Annotated in this window: 15 protein-coding genes; 9 read left to right on the top strand and 6 right to left on the bottom strand. The window is 65.9% G+C overall.

Annotation, left to right across the window (positions count from 1 at the left end):
* Positions 1 to 56 precede the first annotated feature (56 nt).
* Positions 57 to 851 (bottom strand): SDR family oxidoreductase, encoded by a 795-nt coding sequence (locus tag ACTUWL_RS23215; RefSeq protein ID WP_021079758.1) that lies wholly within the window; start codon positions 849 to 851, stop codon positions 57 to 59.
* 138 nt (positions 852 to 989) lie between these two features.
* Positions 990 to 1685 (bottom strand): PAQR family membrane homeostasis protein TrhA, encoded by a 696-nt coding sequence (gene trhA / locus ACTUWL_RS23210; RefSeq protein WP_021079757.1) that lies wholly within the window; start codon positions 1683 to 1685, stop codon positions 990 to 992.
* A 176-nt stretch (positions 1686 to 1861) separates the two neighbouring features.
* Between trhA and ACTUWL_RS23205 the strand changes: the two genes are divergently transcribed.
* Together ACTUWL_RS23205 and ACTUWL_RS23200 are read left to right on the top strand one after the other, a co-directional pair.
* Entirely contained in the window at positions 1862 to 3325 is a 1464-nt protein-coding gene (locus ACTUWL_RS23205; RefSeq protein WP_021079756.1) for a YcjX family GTP-binding protein, read from the top strand.
* Positions 3322 to 4353: a YcjF family protein gene (locus ACTUWL_RS23200; protein WP_021079755.1), complete on the top strand. Its 1032-nt coding sequence runs from the start codon at positions 3322 to 3324 to the stop codon at positions 4351 to 4353. The genes ACTUWL_RS23205 and ACTUWL_RS23200 overlap by 4 nt, the downstream gene beginning before the upstream one ends.
* Before the next feature lie 140 nt (positions 4354 to 4493).
* On the opposite strand, the gene ACTUWL_RS23195 is transcribed toward ACTUWL_RS23200, so the two are convergent.
* On the bottom strand, positions 4494 to 6044 hold the full coding sequence (locus tag ACTUWL_RS23195; protein WP_021079754.1) for a glycosyltransferase family 39 protein: 1551 nt from the start codon (positions 6042 to 6044) through the stop codon (positions 4494 to 4496).
* A gap of 231 nt (positions 6045 to 6275) precedes the next feature.
* Here ACTUWL_RS23195 and ACTUWL_RS23190 point away from each other — a divergent pair, with 231 nt between their 5' ends.
* From ACTUWL_RS23190 to ACTUWL_RS23170, 5 genes are all read left to right on the top strand, one after another.
* Positions 6276 to 8012: an adenylate/guanylate cyclase domain-containing protein gene (locus ACTUWL_RS23190; protein WP_035651876.1), complete on the top strand. Its 1737-nt coding sequence runs from the start codon at positions 6276 to 6278 to the stop codon at positions 8010 to 8012.
* 160 nt (positions 8013 to 8172) lie between these two features.
* A complete protein-coding gene (locus ACTUWL_RS23185; RefSeq protein ID WP_021079752.1) occupies positions 8173 to 8400 on the top strand; it encodes a hypothetical protein in 228 nt (75 codons plus the stop codon).
* A 209-nt stretch (positions 8401 to 8609) separates the two neighbouring features.
* Positions 8610 to 9809: a SorA family sulfite dehydrogenase catalytic subunit gene (sorA, locus tag ACTUWL_RS23180; protein WP_021079751.1), complete on the top strand. Its 1200-nt coding sequence runs from the start codon at positions 8610 to 8612 to the stop codon at positions 9807 to 9809.
* An 11-nt stretch (positions 9810 to 9820) separates the two neighbouring features.
* The gene (gene sorB / locus ACTUWL_RS23175) at positions 9821 to 10132 is read left to right on the top strand and encodes a SorB family sulfite dehydrogenase c-type cytochrome subunit (protein WP_021079750.1); all 312 of its coding nucleotides are present in this window, start codon (positions 9821 to 9823) and stop codon (positions 10130 to 10132) included.
* Positions 10133 to 10415: 283 nt separating this feature from the next.
* The gene (locus ACTUWL_RS23170; RefSeq protein WP_021079749.1) at positions 10416 to 10616 is read left to right on the top strand and encodes a cold-shock protein; all 201 of its coding nucleotides are present in this window, start codon (positions 10416 to 10418) and stop codon (positions 10614 to 10616) included.
* A 414-nt stretch (positions 10617 to 11030) separates the two neighbouring features.
* On the opposite strand, the gene ACTUWL_RS23165 is transcribed toward ACTUWL_RS23170, so the two are convergent.
* Both ACTUWL_RS23165 and ACTUWL_RS23160 read right to left on the bottom strand, forming a co-directional pair.
* A complete protein-coding gene (locus tag ACTUWL_RS23165; RefSeq protein WP_021079747.1) occupies positions 11031 to 11681 on the bottom strand; it encodes a hypothetical protein in 651 nt (216 codons plus the stop codon).
* 80 nt (positions 11682 to 11761) lie between these two features.
* Complete coding sequence (locus ACTUWL_RS23160) at positions 11762 to 12226, bottom strand: Lrp/AsnC ligand binding domain-containing protein (RefSeq protein WP_021079746.1); 465 nt, start codon at positions 12224 to 12226, stop codon at positions 11762 to 11764.
* Between the two features lie 125 nt (positions 12227 to 12351).
* Here ACTUWL_RS23160 and putA point away from each other — a divergent pair, with 125 nt between their 5' ends.
* Positions 12352 to 15357, top strand: a complete 3006-nt coding sequence (putA, locus tag ACTUWL_RS23155; RefSeq protein ID WP_021079745.1) for a bifunctional proline dehydrogenase/L-glutamate gamma-semialdehyde dehydrogenase PutA — start codon at positions 12352 to 12354, stop codon at positions 15355 to 15357.
* A 210-nt stretch (positions 15358 to 15567) separates the two neighbouring features.
* Complete coding sequence (locus ACTUWL_RS23150) at positions 15568 to 16773, top strand: CaiB/BaiF CoA transferase family protein (protein WP_035651874.1); 1206 nt, start codon at positions 15568 to 15570, stop codon at positions 16771 to 16773.
* A gap of 51 nt (positions 16774 to 16824) precedes the next feature.
* Here the strand turns inward: ACTUWL_RS23150 and ACTUWL_RS23145 are convergent, their stop codons facing one another.
* On the bottom strand, positions 16825 to 16989 hold the full coding sequence (locus tag ACTUWL_RS23145) for a hypothetical protein (protein ID WP_021079743.1): 165 nt from the start codon (positions 16987 to 16989) through the stop codon (positions 16825 to 16827).
* Between the last annotated feature and the right edge of the window lie 31 nt (positions 16990 to 17020).

The raw sequence follows: 17020 nt of genomic DNA, 5'->3' as shown, positions 1-17020 counted from the left end.
GAGCCTGACCAGGGTGCTCACCTCACGGCGACGGACTTGGGCACACGCGCCGCGAGTCACGTCCCGTAGCTCTCGCGCATCTTGGCCTGGATCTTGGCCATGCCGCCGATCCAGCGGTCGTAGTTCTCGGTCTTCTTGCGCATGTAGCCAAGCACCTGCGGGTGCGGCAGGATCAGGAAGGTCTCCTGCTCGATACCCCTCAGCGCGTCCTGCGCGACCTGCTCCGCCGTGAGATCGCCGTCGCCGGATTGCGGGCCCTTCGGGATCGAGCGCAGCATGTTGGTGTCGACGCCCTGCGGGCAGAGGATCGAGACCTTGATGTTGTCGGCGCGGTGCGAGATCGCGAGGTTTTCGGCGAAGCCGACCGCGGCGTGCTTGGTGGTCGAGTAAGCGGGACTGCCGACCTGGGACAAGAGGCCCGCGGCCGAGATCGTGTTGAGAAAGTAGCCCTCGCCGCGCGCCTTCATGCGCGGCACCAGATGCCGCGCGGCATAGACATGCGCCATCACGTGGATCGCCCAGCTCCGCGACCACGGCTCGTCCGAGGTGCCGCCGGCATTCTTCGACAGCGGATCGAAGCCGCCGCCGATGCCGGCATTGGAGCAGAACAGCGCGATCGGGCCGAACATGCGCTCGGTCTCCTCGATCACATGCAGGACGTTCTTCTCCTGACCGACGTCGCATTTGAAGGCGGCGCCGCCGACCGAGGCGGCGACCTTCTCGGCGGCCGCATGATCGAGATCGACCACCACGACCTTGGAGGCACCGGCGGCGTGGAACGCCTCGCACAGCGCCTTACCGATGCCATTGCCACCGCCGGTGACCACCACGACCTTACCTGCCACCTGCATGGCCATCCTCCCGATATCTTGATTTCAGGGCATGATCCGGAAGCCGGTCTCATGCTCAACGAAGAGCGACCATGATAGCGCATCTTTTGCCGATGCATGATCTTTTCGAGAGGCCGGCCCGGCCTTCTGAAGTCCGCGCTAGCTCGCCAGCACCACGTCGAACACCGCCGTATAGTGGCAGGCGGCTCCGAGCAGCACGAAGCCGTGCCAGATCGCATTCTGGAAGCGCAGCCGCCGCCAGGAGTGGAAGATCACGCCGAGGCTGTAAAGAATGCCGCCCGCCAGCACGAAGCCGAGCGCCATCGCCGGCAGCGCCTTGACGACGCGGTCGTAGAGCATGATGCCGCTCCAGCCCATCGCGAGATAGAGCCCGACCGAGAGCCGGTCGAAGCGGCCGGGATAACGCAGCTTGAGCCAGATGCCGACGATCGCCACGCACCACACGCCGACCAGGAGCGCGATCGCAAAATAGCTGTCCTTCAATTCCACGATGAACGGCGTGTAGGTCGCGGCGATCAACAGATAGATCGCGGAGTGATCGAAGCGCCGCAGCACCCATTTGGCGCGCGACACCGGCCAGAGATTATAGGTCGCCGACAGCGTCAGCATCGCGAGCAGGCCCGCGACATAGACCGACACCACGGCGACATCGAACGGGCCGGCATAGACCGCGGTCAGCACGATCAGCGCGGTGGCTGCAACCAGCCCGAAAGCGACGCCGACCAGATGAACGACGCCGTCGGCGATCAGCTCGGCCCGGTCGTAGTCCCACAGCGCGGTACCAGCCGCGTGGATCGAGGTCGAGGCGAGTTGCTTCAGGCGGAAGACCGTCATGCAGGCTTTCCTGTGGGCCGATGGATATGGGTAACGCGGGTGGCGTGATGCGTTCAATTCCCCTCGCCTGTAAAGGCGCCGGAAATGTGAAGCTTGATTTTGGCCCGATAATCGCCACCTTGCGGGTGATCGCCCGCCCTTTTGGTCCCTCCTGCCGGGTTTGTCGTTAACCCTCCATGCCCCCGAGTTTCTCTGATATCGTCGAGGAAGCCCGTCTCTCGGCGCGGGCGCTGCTCGACTATGGCGAGGGCTTGTTCAACCCGACGGTGCGGCTCGGCGTCACCGGCCTGTCGCGCGCCGGCAAGACCGTGTTCATCACTGCGCTGGTGCACGGCCTGACCCGCGGCGGCCGCTTCCCGGTATTCGAGGCCTATGCCTCGGGACGGATCGCGCGCGCCTACCTCGCTCCGCAGCCCGACGATGCGGTGCCGCGCTTCGCCTATGAGAACCATGTCCGGACATTGGTCGAGGAACGGCTTTGGCCGAGCTCGACCACCGACATCTCCGAACTCCGGCTCGTGATCGAGTATCAGCGGCAAAATGGCGCGGACCGCACGCTCACCCTCGATATCGTCGATTATCCCGGCGAATGGCTGCTCGACCTGCCGCTGCTGAGCAAGAGCTACGAGCAATGGTCGGCGGAAAGCCTTGCGTTGTCGCGCGAGCCGCTGCGCGCGAAACTCGCGGCGCCCTGGCACGCCCATCTGGCCACGCTGAAGCCCGAAGCGAGAGAGGACGAGCAGGCCGCGCTCACCGAGGCGCGCCTGTTCACCGATTATCTTCGCGCCTGCCGCGACGAGCGTTTCGCGATGAGCCTGCTGCCGCCGGGCCGCTTCCTGATGCCGGGCAATCTCGCCGACACGCCGGCGCTGACCTTCGCGCCGCTCGACGTGCCCATGGACGGCAGCGCGCCCGATCACTCGCTATGGGCGATGATGCGGCGACGATACGAGGCCTACAAGGACGTCGTGGTGCGGCCGTTCTTCCGCGACCATTTCGCGCGGCTCGATCGCCAGATCGTGCTCGCCGATGCGCTCGCCGCGTTCAATGCCGGCCCCGAGGCCTTGCACGACCTCGAGGCTGCGCTCGCCGGCATCCTCGACTGCTTCCGGATCGGCCGCAGCACGATCCTGAGCGCGCTGTTCCGGCCGCGCATCGACCGCATCCTGTTCGCGGCGACCAAGGCCGACCACCTGCACCACCAGAGCCACGACCGGCTCGAAGCCGTGCTGCGGCGGATCGTGGCCAGGGCCGCCGCGCGCGCCGAATATGCCGGCGCCGAAATCGACGTCGTCGCGCTCGCCGCGGTGCGCGCCACCCGCGAGGCGCAGGTCCAGCGCGGCCGGGACAGACTGCCGTCGATCCTCGGCACGCCGGCACCGGGCGAGGTCGCCAACGGCGAGACGCTGGATGGCGAGACCGAGGTCGCGACCTTTCCGGGCGACCTGCCCGACAATCCGGAGGAGCTGTTCAATGGAGGATTCCGCGGCCTCTCCAGCTCGGGCGCCGAGGCGGCCGATTATCGTTTCCTGCGCTTCCGGCCGCCGAAGCTGGAACGAAACGGCGATGCGGAGCCGGCGCTGCCTCACATCCGCCTTGACCGCGCCCTCCAGTTCCTGATCGGAGACAAACTGCAATGAACGAGAAGACGCCCCCGCGGCGGCCGGCGACGTTCAAGCTCGACGATCCCGGCGTGGTCGTGATGGATCCGGAGGATAGCGGCCGTCTCACGCGCGGCACGATCCAGATCGTGCCCGAGGCTGAGCCGGCACAGCTGCCGGTGCCGGCAGATACGCCGCTGCTGCCCGCGCGCCGCGGCTTCCGCTGGGGCACGCTGTTCTGGAGCGCGGTCGCGGGCCTCGTCGTGCTCGGCAGCGGGCTTGGCGTCCTCAACCTGATCGAGGATCTGTTCGCGCGCAACGAAGGCCTCGGCTTCCTCGGGCTGGCGCTCGCCGTGGTCGCTGCGGTGGCGCTGGCGGTCGTCACCATGCGCGAGCTGGTCGGCCTGGCGCGGCTTGCGACCATCGAGAAGCTGCATCTGCGCGCCGCCGAGGTGCTGATCAGCGACGACCGCGCCGCGAGCCGGGCCGTCGTCGCCGACCTGCTCAAACTCGCGCACCACACCCCGCAACTCGCCCGCGCGCGCAGCGCGCTGCAGAGCCACACCGATGATATCATCGACGGTGCCGACATGATCCGCCTCGCCGAGCGCGAATTGATGACGCCGCTCGACGAGGAGGCGCGGCGGCTGGTGTCGTCGGCGGCGCAGCGCGTCTCTGTCGTCACCGCGGTCAGCCCGCGCGCGCTGTTCGACGTGCTGTTCGTGTTCGTGGCGAGCTTGCGGATGATCCGGCAGCTGGCGCGGCTCTATGGCGGCCGGCCCGGCGCGCTCGGCATGATCCGCCTGCTGCGCCACGTGATCGCGCATCTCGCGATCACCGGCGGCATGGCCGCGAGCGACAGCCTGATCCAGCAGATGCTCGGCCACGGCATCGCGGCAAAACTCTCGCAGCGGCTCGGCGAAGGCATGCTCAACGGCCTGTTGACCGCCCGCCTCGGCCTCGCCGCGATCGACGTCACCCGCCCGCTTCCCTTCAACGCTTTGCCCCGCCCCGCGCTGACCGATCTGGCGAAGGATTTGATCCGCAAGCGCGACGAAGAGGAATAGCGCTTCGTCGTTTCGACGCGGAACGGCGCCCATCGCTGCGCCCTCTCCCTTGTGGGAGAGGGCAGCTCAGGCAGCCGTCAAAGGCTCGCTTGGGTGAGGGGTATCCATCCTTACACACCGCGCCTGCGGAGAGGGGCCCCTCATCCGGCAGCCTTTGGCTGCCACCTTCTCCCACAAGGGGAGAAGGTGATCTCGCAAGGCTCTGAGAGCATCGCCAGCACGCGCCAGCGGAAGAATGTGGTGTCCGGCGGCGGCGACAGATCGGGCGTCCAGCCTGAGATCTTCTCCAGCGCGTAGGTGTCCATCACCATGCCGCGCCAGCTTCGCGTCACGCGCTCCAGCGGCTGACGCACCGCAGTGGTTTCATTCCACAGCGGCAGATTGTTCTCGGGTTCGCGCCCGACGTAGATGCCTGTGTGATCGCGGATCTTGTCCATGCCGGGATCGGCAAAGCCCTGGAAGCGGCCGCGCTCGTTGATCTCGACCACCGGCACCCGACCGCGCAGCATCCACCTCAGCATCGCATAGGTGCGGTAGTCCGTGGTCGCGACCCAGGTCGCGCCGGTCGCCTCAACCTGCGCCAGGGTATGCGCGGCCACCGCGTCGTAGCCTGCCTCGGTGCCGATCGGATCGGTAGGGCCGATCAGATTCCACGGCGCGAACATGTAATACAGGAACACGCAGACGACGAAGGCGATGCCTGTCGAGATCGCGGTCCGAGCCCAATAGATCGTCGATTTGGCGAGACCGGTCGACCAGCCCTCGAACGGCATCCGCGTCAGATTGATGGCGACCGCAGCAAAGCCGGCCGGCCACAAGAACATCGGCCAGGTGTCGCCGACCCGCAAGGTCAGCGACTTCCAGAGGAAATAGACGAGCGGCACCAGCACCGCCGTCGCCAGCAGGATCGCCACCGGCTCGCGCTTGCGATAGCCGCGCCAGGCCGTCAGCCCTGTTGCGAACAGCGTCACCGGCAGCAGCACGAAACCGACCAGGCCGAACTGCATGCCGATGAATTCGCCGAGGGTGCGCAGCGTCAGATCGCGTTCGACGGTGGCGCGCACCGCCTGGAAGCGAAACGAGGCCCAGTCATGCTCCGCATTCCAGATCAGCACCGGCGAGAACACGACGATCGCGATCAGCGCGGCGAGGTAGGGATACGGGCTGCGCAGCCAGCGCCAGCGCCAGTCCGGCACCAGCGCAAAGGCGAGCACCGCCGGCGCGAACATGATCGCGGTGAATTTCGACAGCAGCGCAAGCCCTGCGAACAGCCCGGCGGCGAGCCACCAGCGCCCATCATGGCTCTGCGCGAGCCGCACCAGCGACCACAGCATCGCCACCGAGAACGGGATCAGCGCCGTGTCGGGCGCCACCTTGGCCATCAACAACCCGTAGTAGAGTGCGGCTTCCGGCAGCAGCAACGCCAGCATAACCGCGCGGACATTGTTTGACGTGACGCGACGGACGATGTCGGCGAGCAGCAGCTGGGTCACCAGCATCGCCACAATGCCACCGAGGCGGACGCCGAGATTGGTGTCGCCGAGAACAGCGGTGCCGAAGCGGATGAACCAGGCGACCATCGGCGGATGGTCGAGGAACGACAGCACGTTTTCCTTCGACCAGGTCCAGTAATAGGCCTCGTCGGTGCGCAAATCGAGCGCATGGGCATAGACCAGCCGCATCGCGGTCATGGCAACGATCGCGGCGATGACGCCCCGCCAATCCGGCGCCCGCGAACGGGCCGGCTTAACGCTGATGCTACCGGCTCCGGGTTTAGGTTCGGCTTGGGCTATCGTCACGGCGGCTTTTTGTTCGACTCTTAACGGAGTGTCAACGCACCTCCGGCTGCCGCGGCCCAACCGGCCCGCGGTGGTGGTGTTCAGCGCGGGAATTAAACATTAGACTTGCAGATCATGAATCACATGACCTCCCCCTCGCGCGAGCACCTGCAGGACATGGCCCGCGGCATCGGCCAGCGGCAGGTCCGCCTGGTGACCGGGACGATCATGTTCGCCTACCTGATCAGCCATTTCCTCAACCATGCGCTGGGCAATATCTCGACCGAGGCGCTCGCGATCGGGGTGTACTACCACACCGAATTCTGGCGGTTCCTGCCGGTCGCCATCGTGTTCTACTCGGCCTGCCTGGTGCACACCGCGCTAGGCATCTGGGCGTTGTTCGAGCGGCGCGAGTTCCACTGGAAGGCGATCGAGCCGCTGCAGCTTGCGCTCGGCCTCAGCGTTCCGATGCTGGTCATCGTGCATGTCGTCGGCGTCCGGCTCGGGCAAGCCCTGTATGGGCACGAGAAGCTCTATCCGCAGGAGCTGTATACGTTCTTCATCGCGTCGCCGAACCGGCTGTGGCAGATGCTGGCGGTGCTGGTGGTCGCCTGGGTGCATGGCTGCATCGGCCTGTATTTCTGGCTGCGGATGCGCCCGTTCTTCAAGCGTGCGGCGCCGTTCCTGCTCGCCGGAGCCGTGTTGATCCCGACGCTGGCGATGCTCGGCATCTATCAGGCCGGCCGCGCCACGATCGCCGACTACCAGGATCCCGACTGGCGGCGCGAGGAGCTGTCGGTGCAGAAGCTCGGCACGGCGGCGCAGGGGGCCATGCTCGAGAAGATCACCGATGACCTGACGATCGGCTATCTCGGCCTGCTCGGCCTCGTGCTGCTCGCGCGCGGCGCGCGGACCCTGCTCGAACGCCGCGGCGGCATGATCGCATTGTCCTACGGCAACGGCCGCACGCTGCGGGTGCCGAAGGGCTTGAGCGTGCTGGAAGCGAGCCTGCGCTACAACGTGCCTCATGCGAGCGTCTGCGGCGGCCGCGCACGCTGCTCGACCTGCCGCATCCGCGTCATCGGCGATCACGCCGCCCTGCCCGAGCCTTCGCCGCGCGAAGCCTTCGTGCTGCACCGGGTCGGCACCGACGATCCGTCGATCCGGCTGGCCTGCCAGTTGCGGCCGACCGGCGACCTGACCTTCTTCCAGCTGTTCCTGCCGAGCACGATGTCGGCCAACGCGCATGCCGGCAATCCGACGCGGGTCGGCCAGGAGCGTTATCTCGTCAGCATGTTCGTCGACATGCGCGGCTCGACTCAGCTGGCCGAGAAGCGGCTGCCGTTCGACACCGTGTTCATCGTCAACCGCTTCCTCGGCGCTGTATCGCAAGCGGTGCTGGAAGCCGGCGGGCGGCCCAACCAGTTCATCGGCGACGGCATGCTGGCGCTGTTCGGGCTCTCCTCCGACCGGCACGAGGCCTGCCGCCAGGCGCTGCGCGCGGCGGCATTGATCGCAACCAATATCGACGAACTGAACCAATTTCTCAGCCACGATCTGCGCGAGCCGATCCGCTTCGGCATCGGCATCCATGGCGGCGAGGTGATCGTCGGCGATATCGGCTATCGCGACCATATGGTGTTCACCGCGCTCGGTGATGCCGTCAACGTCGCCGCACGGCTCCAGGACATGACCAAGGCGCTGGCCTGCGAGGCCGTCATTTCCGACGAGGTGCGCGTCACCGCGGGCCTCGCCGACGATGCCCTGCCGGCGCAGGAGGTCGCGATCCGCGGCCGCAACGAGCCGATGACGGTGCGCACCGTCGAGGCGACGCGCATCCTGTCCGCGCTGGTCGACGACCGGCGCGCCGTCGCGGCCTGACCGCTTCATCCCCCTTCACCGAGTGTGACCTGCCGCACATCCAGCGGAGCGTTCAGCCGCGATGCTCGAACGCGTCCCGTGCCGGATGCGACTGACTGGCGATGGGTAACACTGCAACCGCGCCGCGACAGAGCTCAACGCGCATCTGAAGGAGACGACCATGCTTCGCAAAGTCACGCTTGCTCTCGCTACTGCCGCAACCCTCGGCGCCGCCGCGCTGGCGCCGACCTCGGCGTCCGCCAAGCCGTTCTTCTGGCATCCGTACCACCATCACTTCTGGGGTGGCCCGGGCATCTCCGTCGGCTTCGTCGACTCCGGCTGCTACGTCACCCGCCTGGTAATGACGCCCTACGGCTATCGCTATCGCACCGTCAACGTCTGCTACTGATCGAACCTTCGACGTCGCTGGAAATGCCCCGGTCGCCCGCGCGACCGGGGCTTCTCGTTGTTGCGACGCAACGCTGCGAAAGCTCAATTGACTCGCGGTTCCCCGATGCGACATTTGTCGCCGCGCGCAGTCCATGATGCGAAGGCGCGCAGGCCAAGGTGAGCCTGGTGATGACCAGCTCACGACAGAACAGCTTCGGAGGAAGCGGAATGCTCGATCGACGAGACTTGATGAGGCGCGCCGGGTTGGCGGCTTTGGTGACGGGGCTGGGATCAAGGGGCGCGCTCGCCCTCGACACCGTGACACTGCCCTTCGACAACGGCGAACGGCCGCTGGTGCGCTACCCCCAGAAGCGCCCGATGATCGGCCTGACCAGCCGGCCGCCGCAGCTCGAAACCCCGTTTGCAATCTTCAACGACGGTCCGCTGACGCCGAACAACGCGTTCTTCGTCCGCTATCACCTCGCCGGCATCCCCTACGACCTCGATCCGGACAAGTTCACGCTCGAGATCAAGGGCAAGGTCGACAAGCCGCTGAGGCTGTCGCTGAAGGATATCCGCAAGCTGAAGCCGATCGAGCTGGTCGCCGTCAACCAGTGCTCCGGCAACAGCCGCGGCTTCTTCAATCCGCGCGTCGCCGGCGGCCAGCTCGGCAACGGCGCGATGGGCTGTGCGCGCTGGCACGGCGTGCCGCTGAAGACCGTGCTCGACATGGCCGGCGTGCAGGCCGGCGCCAAGCAGGTCACCTTCAATGGCATGGACGGCCCTGTCATGGAGACGACGCCCGATTTCGTGAAAGCGCTCGACATCGACCATGCGCGCGATGGCGAGGTGATGCTGGCCTGGGGCATGAACGGCGAGGACCTGCCGTTCCTCAACGGATTTCCGCTCCGCCTCGTGGTGCCCGGCTATTACGGCACCTATTGGGTGAAGCACCTCAACGAGATCACGGTGATCGACAACGTGTTCGACGGCTTCTGGATGAAGTCCGCCTACCGGATTCCGGATACGCCGAACAACGCGGTCGAGCCCGGCACCGCGCCGAAGGCGACGATCCCGATCAACCGCTTCACGGTACGCTCGTTCATGACCAGCATTGCCGACGGCGCCAGGCTGAAGGCCGGCCTCACCACGCTGCGCGGCATCGCCTTCGACGGCGGCAAGGGCATCAAGGAGGTCGTGGTCTCGACCGACGGCGGCAAGATCTGGACACCGGCCAAGCTCGGCAAGGACCTCGGCAAATACGCCTTCCGCGAATGGAAGCTGAAAGTCACGCTTCCCCCCGGCCCGTCGGAGCTGAAGGTGCGCGCCACCAACAATGCCGGCGACACCCAGCCGATGGATCCGTTGTGGAATCCCGCCGGCTATCTGCGCAACGTCGTCGAAACCGTGCGCGTCACCGCGGCGTGAGGAGAAGCATCATGACCAGCAAGCTGCTTGCTTCCCTCGCCGCGGGCGCGGCCCTCTCGATCGGGGCTGCGATCGCCACGCCCGTCAACTACACGCTTCCCGAGGAGACCGCTTCGTTCAAGCCGGGTCCGAACCTCGACGTGGTCCAGAGCAACTGCACCGGCTGCCACTCGGCGGACTACATCAAGACCCAGCCGCAGGGCGAGAAGTTCAAGAAAGACTTCTGGCAGGCCGAGGTGACCAAGATGATCAAGGTCTACGGTGCGCCGATCGATCAGGCCGACGTCGGCAAGATCGTCGAGTATCTTTCCGCGACCTATTGAGACGCGGTCGATCCATCCCCGCGCGCTGGCCGACAGGCCGCGCGTGGGTTGACCTATCCAATTCGGCTCAGAGGAACTGATCTGTTTTTGCAGCGCATCAATTGACCACGAAACAGGCAATCCGGCACCAAAACCCCACAAAGCGGGTTGTTTCCGGGCAAAAACACACCGTGGTTTGATCTACCCAGCTTTTTCCAAACTGCTATCCTGTGCGGTGCGGACAAGCCGGTTTGTGCGGGGACCAGCTGGTCTGTTTTCGATTGATTCCGCGGAGACGACTGGAATGCCCAAAGGTACAGTGAAGTGGTTCAACCCGACCAAGGGTTATGGATTCATCCAGCCCGCAACGGGCGGTAAGGACATTTTCGTGCATATTTCGGCGGTTCAGAAGGCTGGTCTGCAGTCCCTGAACGAAGGCCAATCGGTTGAATACGAAGAGATCGCAAATCGCGGCAAGACGTCAGCCGAGAACCTCAAGGTCTAGCGCACCGCGCAAGATCGAGCGGCGCACTCTCGGACGCCATCCGGGAGTGAGGGCCGAATCCAACATCACACGCGTGACGTTCGGCGGAGCGGGCACGGTGCCCGCGCGCCACGGCATCGAATTTTTCCCAGCCGTCATCGACCACGTGCCGCTATTGGCCATTTGCCCGTTACATCGGGGCATCGCCCTATTGCCGACGCGCCAATCCGCTATCGCGCGACCACCCGATTGCGCAGCTCAACATCGCAACGGCGTCAGGGACGAGGGGCCGCGCATGAATCTCGCCGACAGCTGGGACGCCGAATCCGGCCGATGGATCGAATGGGCGCGGCGTCCGGGGCATGACAGCTATTGGCGATATCATCGCGACCAGTTCATCACGCTGCTGCCGCCACCCGGCCTCCATTCAGCCGTTCAGTCTTCCGTCACCCACTTGGCGACGGTCATGACATCAGGCGGTTGCAGATAACCGCGGGGCCAGAGATCGACGGCCCATTCCACCTTGGTGGCGCGTTCCACCAGCACGGCGGTATTGTGCGGCGTCTGCATCAACTGAAAGCCGCGATAATGAGGATCCCCCACATCGTGGAACTTGAACAGGTTCCAGGTCTGCATCACCAGCATCAGGCTGGTCGTGTTGCGGGTGGTGTCCCAGCAGTCGTAATTGTGCTGATCATCGTTGGCGCGGAAGTCCGCTTTCGCGACACGCTTGTTGGTGCCGAGGATCGGCCCCATCCGGCGATCGAACCAGATCACGGCCTTTTGCACGGCGGCGCGTTCGGCGGCGGCGTTGGCACGGCCGGTGGCCATGATCCGGGTCAACGCGGCTCTGTCGGCCGCGCTGAAGTCGAGCATCTCACGGCGCCGGCAGACGAAGCCGTAGCACACCGTCATCACCGAGGCCGACGGCGGATAGATCGACACCGATGTGTAGAGCTGCATGATGCCGGAGCTGAGCTCGGCCGCAGGGGCCGGCGTCATCGCGAACAGGGACAACGTCGCGACGCATAACGCGCCGGCAACCCCGGTTCGCTTCGCACGTATCGGCTGATTGGTATCGTCCATGTCGCGGCCCCCAACTGGAGGGAGAATTATCGCGGGTGCGGCGCGATGCCAAGGTATCCGGCGCATGGCTGTGGATCAGATCAGCCGACCGGCAGCGGCGCGTCGCGCTTGACTTCCTCCATCACCGCATAGGTTCGCGTCTCGCGCACACCCGGCAGCGCCAGCAGCGTCTCGCCGAGAAACCGGCGATAGGCGGTCATGTTGGCGACGCGCGCCTTGACCAGATAGTCGAAGCCGCCGGCCACCATGTGACACTCCAGCACTTCCGGCGCGGTCTGCACCGCCCTGGCGAAGCGCTCGAACACGTCGGGCGTGGTCTTGTCGAGCAGCACCTCGACGAACACCAGGAGGCCAAGGCCCAGCCGGTGCGGATTGAGTCGCGCGCCATAGCCCTCGACGAAGCCGTCGCGCTGCAGCCGCTTCAGCCGTTCACCGACGGAGGTCGGCGACAGGCCGATCCTCTCGGCCAGTTCCACATTGGCAATCCGGCCATCCCCTTGCAGGATCGAGAGGATTTTGCGGTCTGTCTTGTCGATTTCTGTCATATCCACGGCCAAACCATCAACTATCCAGATTTTCTAAGGCAAATCTGCTAATTTGTCTATCGAACTACGGTCCACGGACGCGTAGGTGTTCCCGTGCAACCCCGAGGAACCGCCGAGAAACCGCCATGCCAGACCAGCTCCCGCCCCCGTTCAGCGCGCCCTACGCCCCCGATGACACGGCGATCGCCAGCCGCCTGCGTCAGAACGCCGGGCTGGGCGCGGACAAGGAGGCCAGGATCGACCGCAGCGCGACCCGCCTGATCGAAGCGATCAGGGCCAATGACGATCCGCTCGGCGGGGTCGAGGACATGCTGCGGGAGTTCGCGCTGTCGACCAAAGAGGGGTTGGCGCTGATGGTGCTGGCGGAGGCGCTGCTCCGCGTGCCCGACGCGCGCACCGCCGACCAGTTCATCGAGGACAAGCTCGGCCAGGGCGACTTCGTCAACCACGAGACCAAATCCAGCGCATTCCTGGTCAACGCCTCGGCCTGGGCGCTCGGCATGTCGGCGCGCGTGATCCAGCCCGGCGAGACGCCGCAGGGCACGATCGGCCGGCTGACCAAGCGGCTCGGCGCGCCGGCGGTGCGCGCGGCGACGCGGCAGGCGATGCGGCTGATGGGCAGCCATTTCGTGCTCGGCGAAACCATCGAGGCGGCGCTGGCGCGGGCGCAATCGCACACGGCGCGCGGCTCGCGCTATTCGTTCGACATGCTCGGCGAGGGCGCGCGCACCGCCGACGACGCAAGCCGCTATTTCGAATCCTACGCCCGCGCGATCGAGGCGATCGGCAAGGCGGCCGGCGATCAGGCCCTGCCCGATCGGCCCGGCATCTCGGTCAAGCTGTCCGCACTGCATCCGCGGTTCGAGGCGGTGAGCCATGCGCGGGTGATGGGCGAGCTGGTGCCGCAGCTGATCGACCTGGCGCGCCGCGCCAAGGCGTACGACCTCAACTTCACCGTCGATGCCGAGGAGGCCGACCGGCTGGAGCTGTCGCTCGACGTCATCGCGGCTGCCTTCGCCGATCCGTCGCTCGCCGGCTGGAGCGGCTTCGGGCTTGCGATCCAGGCCTATCAGAAGCGCGCCACCGACGTGATCGACTATATCGACGCGCTGACGCGCGCACTCGACCGCAGGATGATGGTGCGCCTCGTCAAGGGCGCCTATTGGGACACCGAGATCAAGCGCGCGCAGGAGCGTGGGCTCGACGGCTATCCGGTGTTCACCCGCAAGGCGATGACCGACCTGAACTACATCACCTGTGCGCGCAAGCTGCTGGCGCTGCGGCCGCAGCTGTTTCCGCAATTTGCCACCCACAACGCGTTGACCGTCGCGACCATCCTCGAACTGTCGGACGATCCCTCAAGCTTCGAATTCCAGCGGCTGCATGGCATGGGCGAGGCGCTCTACGCGCAGCTCGGCCAGGATCGTCCTGAGATCGCCCACCGCACTTATGCGCCGGTCGGCAGCCACCGCGACCTGCTCGCCTATCTGGTGCGGCGCCTGCTCGAGAACGGCGCCAATTCGTCGTTTGTGGCGCTGGCCGCGGACAATCGCGTCTCCATCGTGGACCTGTTGCGCCGCCCTGCCGAGATCATCGGCGCCGATGACAACGCGGCGTATTCCGGAATTCCGCTGCCGGCCGATCTTTACCGGCCGCAGCGCGAGAATTCGCACGGCATCGAGTTCGGCGAGCGAAAGGCGCTCGATGCGTTGACGTCGGCGATAACAGTCGAACCCAAGGCGGCGTCTGGTGCGGTCGCGGCATCGACGAACGAACAGGCGAATGCCGCCGTCGCCGCCGCACGCAGCGGCTTCAAGGCCTGGAACGCGACGCCGGCCACACGGCGCGCGGCCATGCTGGACAAGGCTGCCGATCTGCTCGCGCAGCGCCGTGCCCACTTCCTCGCACTGCTGCAGAGCGAAGGAGGCAAGACGCTCGACGACGCACTCTCCGAGGTGCGCGAGGCGATCGACTTCTGCCGCTACTATGCGGCACAAGGCCGGACGCTGTTCGAGCAAGGCGAGACGATGCCGGGGCCGACCGGCGAGAGCAACGTGCTGGAGTTGCACGGCCGCGGCGCGTTCGTCGCGATCTCGCCATGGAATTTCCCGCTCGCGATCTTCCTCGGCCAGGTGACGGCGGCACTGATGGCCGGCAATGCAGTGATCGCAAAGCCGGCCGAGCAAACGCCGCGCATTGCGGCCGAGGCCGTCGCCCTGCTGCATCAGGCGGGCGTGCCGACGTCGGCGCTGCATCTGGTTCAAGGCGACGGCGCGGCCGGCGCGGCGCTGGTCAATCATCCCGCCATCGCCGGCGTGGTCTTCACCGGCTCGACGGAGGTGGCGCGCTCGATCAACCGGACGCTCGCGGCCAAGGACGGCCCGATCGTACCGCTGATCGCCGAGACCGGCGGCATCAATGCCATGATCGTCGATGCCACCGCGCTGCCCGAGCAGGTCGCCGACGATGTCGTGACCTCGGCGTTCCGTTCCGCCGGCCAGCGCTGCTCGGCGCTCAGACTGTTGTTCGTGCAGGACGACGTCGCCGACCGCATGATCGAGATGATCGCGGGCGCCGCGCGCGAATTGAAGATCGGCGATCCCTCCGAGCCATCGACGCATGTCGGACCGGTGATCGATGCTGAGGCCAAGCAACGACTCGACGCGCATATCGCGCGGATGAAACAGCAGGCGCGGGTGCATCTCGCCGGCGAGGCGCCATTAGGCAATTTCGTCGCGCCGCATATCTTCGAGCTGTCGTCGGCAAGCCAGCTCAGCGAAGAGGTGTTCGGCCCGATCCTGCACGTCGTGCGCTATCGCGCCGAGCGGCTCGGTGAGGTGCTCGCCGCGATCGAGGCAACCGGCTTCGGACTGACGCTCGGCATCCATTCCCGCATCGACGACACCATCGAACACGTGATCGAGCGCCTTCAGGTCGGCAACATCTATGTCAACCGCAACATGATCGGCGCGGTCGTCGGCGTGCAGCCGTTCGGCGGCAGTGGCCTCTCGGGCACCGGCCCCAAGGCCGGCGGCCCGCACTATCTTGCGCGGTTCGCCACCGAGCAGACGATCACGATCAACACCGCCGCCGCCGGCGGCAACGCCGCGCTGATGGCAGGGGTCGAGTAGTCGGACGCGTCATTGCGAGGAGCGAAGCCACGAAGCAATCCATCCCCGAGGTCAGGTATGGATTGCTTCGCTCCTTTCGCAATGACGCCCCAACAACCCGTTGCATCGTGCCCCCGAGATGGGTCAAATGGCGATCCGATCGGAATGATCGCACGCGATAATTCCAGCTACCGGAAAAACACCAACAAGCGCCACGGGAGCGAGGGCACGATGGAAAAAGGCATTTTTGACGGGCTCAAGGTCCTGGACTGCGCGAGCTTCATCGCGGCGCCCGCGGCCGCCACCGTGCTGTCCGACTTCGGCGCCGACGTCATCAAGATCGAGCCGCCCGGCGCCGGCGATCCCTACCGCAACCTGCCCAATCTGCCCGGCTATCCCGCAAGCGAGCATAATTTCGCGTGGATGCTGGAGGCCCGCAACAAGAAGAGCCTCGCGCTCGATCTGACCAAGCCCGAGGCGCGCGAGGTGCTCTACAAGCTCGTCGCCGAGGCCGACGTGTTCATCACCAACATGCCGCCGCAAGTGCGCGAAAAGCTCGGCATCACCCACGACCATCTCGGCCATCTCAACGACCGGCTGATCTACGCGTCCTTCACCGGCTATGGCGAGAAGGGTGAAGAGGCCAACAAGCCCGGCTTCGATTCCAACGCCTATTGGGCCCGCTCCGGCCTGATGGATCTGGTGCGCGCCGACGAGGACACCACGCCGGCGCGTTCGGTCGCCGGCATGGGCGATCACCCCTGCGCGATGGCGTTCTACGGCGCGATCGTCACCGCGCTGTTCCAGCGCGAGAAGACCGGCAAGGGCTCGCACGTCTCGACCAATCTGATGGCCAACGGCGTCTGGGCCAATGGCGTGCTGGCGCAGGCCAAGCTCGCCGGCGCCAAGTTCAAGAAGCGCAAGCCGCGCGAAGAGGCGCTCAACGCCGTCACCAACCACTACAAGTGCAGGGACGGCCGCTGGCTGATCCTGTCGCTGCTCAACGAAGACCGGCAATGGCCGACGCTGGCGCGCTGCATGGGCCGCGAGGACCTCGTCGCCGATGCCCGCTTCGCGACCAAAGCTGACCGCCATGCGCGCTCGGTCGAGCTGATCAAGATCTTCGACGAGGTGTTCGCGAGCAAGGATCTCGCAGAATGGCGCAAGATCCTCGACGGCAACGGCCTGGTGTTCGGCGTCGTCGGCATCCTCGACGACATCCCGAACGACAAGCAGATGATCGAGAACGAGGTGCTGGTGCGCTTCGAGAACGACACCATGCTGACCGTCAACAGCCCGATCTTCATCGACGGCGCCAAGAAGGTGCAGCCGCGCAAGCCGCCCGAGGTCGGCGAGCATTCCGACGAGATCCTGCGCCAGGCCGGCTACGACGAGGCCACGATCCGGAAGCTGCGTGCGTCCGGCGCGGTGGCATAGCACATCGACCACGTCGTGAGTGGCCCGGATGGAGCGAAACGAAATCCGGGATCAACGTTTCATCCAGGCCCAGACGATGGCTACCACGATGATGCCGATGATGACCGCGAGCCCGATCGCCCAGCTGCTGACGCGGACGGCACTGACCGCCTGACGCTCGGCCTCGTTGGCCGCGATCTCGCGGTTGCGTTGCTTGTTGTCCTCGGAAGCACTCATCAGGCCGGTCTCCGGTCAAGAGCTTCAGGTC

It is taken from the genome of Bradyrhizobium sp. WCU1 (assembly GCF_053474805.1).
Note: the sequence above shows the minus strand (reverse complement) of the source record. Positions and strands in the feature narration are given on the sequence as shown.

What these genes read in the sequence shown, in the direction of transcription:
- ACTUWL_RS23165 (WP_021079747.1), bottom strand. Translation starts at nt 11,681, where the DNA reads ATGGACGATACCAATCAGCCGATACGTGCGAAGCGAACCGGGGTTGCC.
- trhA (WP_021079757.1), bottom strand. Translation starts at nt 1,685, where the DNA reads ATGACGGTCTTCCGCCTGAAGCAACTCGCCTCGACCTCGATCCACGCG.
- ACTUWL_RS23205 (WP_021079756.1), top strand. Translation starts at nt 1,862, where the DNA reads ATGCCCCCGAGTTTCTCTGATATCGTCGAGGAAGCCCGTCTCTCGGCG.
- ACTUWL_RS23185 (WP_021079752.1), top strand. Translation starts at nt 8,173, where the DNA reads ATGCTTCGCAAAGTCACGCTTGCTCTCGCTACTGCCGCAACCCTCGGC.
- ACTUWL_RS23170 (WP_021079749.1), top strand. Translation starts at nt 10,416, where the DNA reads ATGCCCAAAGGTACAGTGAAGTGGTTCAACCCGACCAAGGGTTATGGA.
- sorB (WP_021079750.1), top strand. Translation starts at nt 9,821, where the DNA reads ATGACCAGCAAGCTGCTTGCTTCCCTCGCCGCGGGCGCGGCCCTCTCG.
- ACTUWL_RS23150 (WP_035651874.1), top strand. Translation starts at nt 15,568, where the DNA reads ATGGAAAAAGGCATTTTTGACGGGCTCAAGGTCCTGGACTGCGCGAGC.
- ACTUWL_RS23160 (WP_021079746.1), bottom strand. Translation starts at nt 12,226, where the DNA reads ATGACAGAAATCGACAAGACAGACCGCAAAATCCTCTCGATCCTGCAA.
- ACTUWL_RS23200 (WP_021079755.1), top strand. Translation starts at nt 3,322, where the DNA reads ATGAACGAGAAGACGCCCCCGCGGCGGCCGGCGACGTTCAAGCTCGAC.
- ACTUWL_RS23195 (WP_021079754.1), bottom strand. Translation starts at nt 6,044, where the DNA reads ATGACCGCGATGCGGCTGGTCTATGCCCATGCGCTCGATTTGCGCACC.
- ACTUWL_RS23215 (WP_021079758.1), bottom strand. Translation starts at nt 851, where the DNA reads ATGCAGGTGGCAGGTAAGGTCGTGGTGGTCACCGGCGGTGGCAATGGC.
- ACTUWL_RS23190 (WP_035651876.1), top strand. Translation starts at nt 6,276, where the DNA reads ATGACCTCCCCCTCGCGCGAGCACCTGCAGGACATGGCCCGCGGCATC.
- ACTUWL_RS23145 (WP_021079743.1), bottom strand. Translation starts at nt 16,989, where the DNA reads ATGAGTGCTTCCGAGGACAACAAGCAACGCAACCGCGAGATCGCGGCC.
- sorA (WP_021079751.1), top strand. Translation starts at nt 8,610, where the DNA reads ATGCTCGATCGACGAGACTTGATGAGGCGCGCCGGGTTGGCGGCTTTG.
- putA (WP_021079745.1), top strand. Translation starts at nt 12,352, where the DNA reads ATGCCAGACCAGCTCCCGCCCCCGTTCAGCGCGCCCTACGCCCCCGAT.